Here is a 5,551-nt window from a genome sequence, read left to right on the forward strand (position 1 = left end):
AGGGCAAGATCAGGCACTGTGTTCGCAAAACGATTTTCCAAAGCCCATTGCATAAAATTTTCTGCCATAACAGGCACATTGGATTGATCACCAAATAAAGAGATGATTTCAGATGTCAAATCTTGCGTGCTACGCGGCGTAATGCGATCGACCATAGAACATGGGAATGTCACATTATTCTGAACCCACTGTGCTAAATCGTGTCGGTCCATAAAATGTAAATAGCTCAAAAAATTACGTTCTAATACTTTACCATTTTGCCTTATATTATCACAGCACAGGATACTTAGCCCCCCCACATCGGCATGACGACGGTGCTCCAATGCGTGCATCAAATAGTTATATACGGATGCGCCCCGGGCCTGATTTTCTATTTCCCCAGCAATAACAGGATCTGCACGGTTTAAATGACTTTCGTCATCCAAGTAATAGCCACTTTCGGTCACTGTAATCGTAATCATTGTCACGCTTGGTTGGGTCAGCAATTGTTCAGCATCTTCGACAGATCGTGCCCAATCGCAAAACTTGATATGAGACCGCACGCGTCGGAATTTAACATCACCAGTTGGCGAGATAGATTTAAGAATATACCCAGCCTCATCAAAGCTGTGCTTCGCAAAGCTCTCACTGTCTTCACTTCGAATATTTATTGCTGCGATTCCCCAGCGCAGATCATACGTCGTCTGCATGTAATCATCAATGTATTGCGCTTGGTGAGATCGATGAAAGGCCCCAAACCCAAGGTGTACAATACCGACATTACAAAGTTCTAGATTATAAGTTGTTTCATAAACATCTTGAGAGGAAAATGCGCTCATTGCATTTCCTTCGATTGATGCGCCAACTCTGTTTGTGCTATTTGACGATATGCTGAAGGTGTCATGTTCTTAATTCTGAGAAAATGTCGATTGAAATTTGCAAGATTTTGAAAACCAACGTCAAAACATATACTTGAAACCTGATCGTTGGTTGCATAAAGCATGCTGCAAGCTTGACCAATACGAATACGATTTACAAACTCAACAAACGTATGCCCCGTTACAGACTGGAAATTACGCGAAAATGTCGTTGATGACATCGACGTCATTGCAGCCGCTTTTTTCACAGAAATTTCGTCGGCAAAATTATTAACAATATAATCAATGACCTTGCCAATACGTGCTTTCTTACCCCCTTCCGGTTGCATCAATTTAGAAACAGATAATGTGGTTTTATTACTGTTTTTGTTAATCAAAACCAGAAAGTGCAGCAAAGCCACGACCCGTTCGACGCCCCTGAGTTCCCGTATCTTTTCCATTTGCAAAACCGCTGTCTTTGGATCAAAACCAACAAATTCAATACCGGATTGTGCAAGGTCTAACATGGGCTTCAATTCTGAGAACTCGGGAAAGGCAGTCATGATCGCATCCATACTTGACTGTCTGAACTGGACCAGCATATCCCGGATTGGTACTTCTTGTGCCCACACGTCGTCTGTAATCCAGTTATGCGGTAAATTCGGCCCTGTGAGATACAATGCACCCGGTTTGAAGTCGCCAATATAATCCCCAACAAACGCTTTTCCCCGGGTCTCTGTAATAAGATGTAGTTCGTATTCACGATGGCTGTGCCAACGACACAATTCGCTGGGCCATCCATGTTGCAAATAGCGAATACTTTCGCGACTACGATCAACAATTTCGATTTCAGCTTGAACAATAGACATTTACGTTACTTCACTGCCCCAAAAGTTAAGCCTTGGACTAACTGTTTCTGGCAAAGCCACCCAAAGACAACAATCGGTGCGCATGCCAATGTGGCAACAGCTGAAAGCTTCGACCAAAACAATCCTTCTGGACTAGAAAAGCTAGCGACCAAGGCAGCCAAAGTCCCAGCTTCTGATGAGGTTAAATTGATTGCCCAAAATGCTTCATTCCAGCATAACACAACGGATAAAAGCGCCGTCGAAGCTATGCCACCCCATGCCAAAGGCATTACAATCTGGGTGATTTCATTCCAGGTGGATGTACCATCCATCCTAGAAGCCTCTAATATTTCTTTTGGGATTTCCCGAAAATAATTGAACAGAATCATCATAATGATCGGCAGGTTTATCAAAGCATAAATAACAACCAGAACGATCTTTGTATCCAACAGCCCTAGTTTTTGAGATAGCAGATAAATTGGCAGAAGAACTCCAACCGCAGGTAACATTTTAGTGGAAAGCATCCACAATAAAATATCTTTGGTACGTCTGGTTGGACTAAAGGCCATGGCGTAAGCTGAAGGGATCGCAATCAACATCGCCAAGGCTGTACCGCCAAGACTGGTCACAACGCTCGACCATGCGTATTGCGTATAATCCGTTCTTTCTTGGATCAAAGTATAGTTATCCAATGTTGGCTCAAAAACCAACAATGGCGGAATTGCAATCGCCTGAAGTTCTGTTTTAAAGCTGGTCAAAACCATCCAGAAAATTGGAAAAAAGAATAAGATTGCAACCAACCATGCCCCTATTACTGCAAAGCGATTTTTCCATTCAAGAATTTGTTTATCTGTCATCACTACACCATCAAATTCTTGCCAACAGCACGGATCAAAAAGATCGCGACAATATTGGCTAATATCACAGCAAAAACACCGCCCGCAGATGCAACACCAACATCAAATTGCAATAAGGCTTGCGCGTATATCAAATAAGCAATGTTTGTACTTGCCGTACCTGGACCACCTGATGTGGTTACAAAGATTTCTGCGAAAATTGATAAATGAAAAATCATCTGTATCATCAGGACGATCGCAATCGGACGTGCGAGGTGCGGCAGAGTCAAATTCCAAAATTGCGCCCAAAAACCTGCCCCATCCAATGTTGCCGCTTCTTTTTGTTCTTGATCCTGAGATTGTAAAGAAGTCATGAAAATCAGAATAGCAAAAGGTGTCCATTGCCAACTCACGATAATGATAACAGATAGCAACGGGTATACGGTCAACCAATCAATAGGTTCTGCCCCTATGGTATGTGCGACAACGGCAAACAATCCATAGATCGGGTTCATCATCATATTTTTCCACACCAAAGCATTAACCGTTGGCATTATGAAAAAAGGAGAAATAAGCATAACGCGAACAATGCCACGCCCCAGAAACGGCCGATCAATCAGAATTGCAATCGCCAACCCCAAAACGACTGAAATACACAACACAGAACCAACCAAGATTAGTGTATTCCATACGGCTGGTGGGAAGGCTGCATCTGTTACAAAAAATTCGTAATTTGAAAGCCCGACAAAACCAGTCCGCTCAGGGTATAAAAGATTGTAGCGGATGAGCGAAAAATAGATCGTCATCGACAATGGGACAATCATCCACATTAAAAGAACGATAATGCTGGGGGCTTGTAGGAGTCTAACCAGGGTTCTATTCATGAAAATGATCCTGAAGGAAGGCGAAATCGAGGTAGATTGCTCTACCCCGATTTAATACAAATACCTTGATACTAGTAGTAACCCGCTTTTCTCATTTCACGGTCTGCTGCAGCTTGTGCATTTTCTAAAGCCTCTTCTACAGAGATATCACCAGCCAGTGCTGCTGTCATTTGTTGACCAACGGCTGTGCCAATTGCTTGAAACTCTGGAATAGCAGCGAATTGAACGCCGATATATGGTGTTTTATCTTGCGTTGAATTTGATGGATCTGCAGATAAAATCGCTTTCAGCTCTGCCTCATCAAAAGTTGCCGCTTCTTTGAATTTAGGGTTGTCGTAAGTAGATTGACGAGTACCCGTTGGCACAGCAGCCCAACCGTTGGTTTCTGCAACCAGTTCAATGTATTCTTTTGATGTTGCCCATTCCATGAACTTCATCGCATCAGCCTTTTTCTGTGTTCCGGAAGGAACCGCCAAAGCCCAAGCCCAAAGCCAATTTGCGCCACGTGTTGTAATTGCTTGTGGTGACTGCGCGAATGCCATTTTATCCGCAACCTTTGACTGGCTGGGATTTGTCACAAAAGACGCCGCGATTGTTGCATCAATCCACATCCCGCACTTTCCTTCGTTCATCAACGCAAGAATTTCATTAAAAGAATTACCCGCTGATCCCGGAGGTCCATATGCAGTTAGCAAATCAACATAAAAATTAACAGCATGGTTCCATGCCGGACTATCCAGATCAGGTGTCCAATCTTCGTTGAACCATTTCCCACCAAAGCTATTTGCCATAGTTGTCAGGAACGCCATGTTATCGCCCCAACCAGGTTTACCGCGCAAACAGATACCGTATTGACCAGCATCCCGATCTGTCATAGCTGCCGCAGCGTCTTTTACATGTCCCCATGAAGGGTTATCAGGCATCGTCATACCAGCAGCATCTAAAAGATCCTTACGATACATGATCATTGATGATTCACCATAAAATGGCGCAGCATATAATTTACCATCATGGGATAGACCGTCACGCATTGCGGGCAAAATATCATCAACATCATACTCAGCGCCAAATTCCAATGGTTCCAACCAGTCACGTGAACCCCAGATAGGGGCTTCATACATACCGATTGTCATCACATCAAACTGGCCACCTTTTGTCGTGATATCTGTCGTAACACGCGACCGAAGAGTACCTTCGTCCAATGTGACCCATTTCACAGTAATACCAGGATTGGCTTCTTCAAACTTAGGGGTTAATTTTTGCATTTCGATCATGTGACCGTTATTAACCGTTGCGATAGTAATCTCATCTGCAACTGCAACCTTAAAAGAGATCGCTGACATACTAAGCATCATCCCCAATGCCGTTGTGCGTAAATACTTCATGTGTTCCTCCCAGAAATCACGATTGAAGATAAAAGCTGTAATTCTATACTGCAAAGGATGCGTTAATGTCGCCAATAGCATTTTACCAAGAAAAGATACTATTTATACAAAATTTATCATAAAATTATACTTTACAGTCTAAAAAGTACATTTCCGAAACATTATCTAACCTTAAATAATATAAAATGAAGATGTACGAATTATAATTTCCCTGTATTAACAGATTATATTTCTGATCATTGTAGTTTCAAAAACCATATTGTCTGTGGCTCAAATACGAATTAATTGAGGTTTACTCCCCCATAACATCAGAACAAAGCCTTAGCTTGAGAAGCGACCAAGACTTTAAAGAATTACAGAAATCCAAGTTCGTCTATTTTCAATAGAGTCTTTGCGGGCTAAGAAGTGCAGAATTATATAACAACCCTACGCAGAATCATAAGTCTGTATCGAAGGAAGAATTGATGCCCGTAAAGAAAAATCCGCTGAAGCTAAACAAACTCCAACTGCGTACCCTTGTTCTTGCTCAAGTCATTGGCCGTGACGAAAGGCAAGCTGTGCATCATCCAAACGGAGAGGTAACCTTATCTCAACTTCCCCGCGCCCATGGGGATCATGTGCACGTTGGGGAATTCGTTGTGTCCGCCAAGGATGCCAGCGGCTTCGATAATCCCGCCGTTTGGGTTGCTTTGGCGCGCAAAGGGGTGGTTCAAGAAGATGGGCCGGCAAGCACGTTGACCGTCGAAGGGATTGTTTATGAAA

The 5,551-nt window shown here is 43.0% G+C and carries 6 protein-coding genes; 1 reads left to right on the forward strand and 5 read right to left on the reverse strand.

Annotation, left to right across the window (positions count from 1 at the left end; all coding sequences use genetic code 11):
• The 5 genes from Q0241_RS04495 to Q0241_RS04515 all read right to left on the reverse strand — a co-directional run.
• Nucleotides 1–818 (reverse strand): hypothetical protein (locus Q0241_RS04495; RefSeq protein ID WP_299373771.1); only part of this gene is annotated, 818 nt, incomplete at its 3' end.
• Complete coding sequence (locus Q0241_RS04500; RefSeq protein WP_299373774.1) at nt 815–1,705, reverse strand: AraC family transcriptional regulator; 891 nt, start codon at nt 1,703–1,705, stop codon at nt 815–817. The genes Q0241_RS04500 and Q0241_RS04495, both read right to left, overlap by 4 nt.
• 5 nt (nt 1,706–1,710) lie before the next feature.
• Nucleotides 1,711–2,541, reverse strand: a complete 831-nt coding sequence (locus Q0241_RS04505) for a carbohydrate ABC transporter permease (RefSeq protein WP_299373777.1) — start codon at nt 2,539–2,541, stop codon at nt 1,711–1,713.
• Between the two features lie 2 nt (nt 2,542–2,543).
• On the reverse strand, nt 2,544–3,404 hold the full coding sequence (locus tag Q0241_RS04510; protein ID WP_299373780.1) for a carbohydrate ABC transporter permease: 861 nt from the start codon (nt 3,402–3,404) through the stop codon (nt 2,544–2,546).
• A 71-nt stretch (nt 3,405–3,475) separates the two neighbouring features.
• A complete protein-coding gene (locus Q0241_RS04515) occupies nt 3,476–4,789 on the reverse strand; it encodes a sugar ABC transporter substrate-binding protein (protein ID WP_299373783.1) in 1,314 nt (437 codons plus the stop codon).
• Nucleotides 4,790–5,253: 464 nt separating this feature from the next.
• Between Q0241_RS04515 and Q0241_RS04520 the strand changes: the two genes are divergently transcribed.
• Nucleotides 5,254–5,551, forward strand: a 298-nt coding sequence (locus Q0241_RS04520) for a hypothetical protein (RefSeq protein WP_299373787.1), incomplete at its 3' end; no start/stop codon positions are given.

The sequence above is a fragment of the uncultured Kiloniella sp. genome (assembly GCF_937128705.1).
Classification (GTDB): domain Bacteria; phylum Pseudomonadota; class Alphaproteobacteria; order Kiloniellales; family Kiloniellaceae; genus Kiloniella.

Coding starts and splice junctions, on each gene's coding strand:
- Q0241_RS04510 (WP_299373780.1), bottom strand. CDS start 3,404: ATGAATAGAACCCTGGTTAGACTCCTACAAGCCCCCAGCATTATCGTT.
- Q0241_RS04500 (WP_299373774.1), bottom strand. CDS start 1,705: ATGTCTATTGTTCAAGCTGAAATCGAAATTGTTGATCGTAGTCGCGAA.
- Q0241_RS04515 (WP_299373783.1), bottom strand. CDS start 4,789: ATGAAGTATTTACGCACAACGGCATTGGGGATGATGCTTAGTATGTCA.
- Q0241_RS04505 (WP_299373777.1), bottom strand. CDS start 2,541: ATGACAGATAAACAAATTCTTGAATGGAAAAATCGCTTTGCAGTAATA.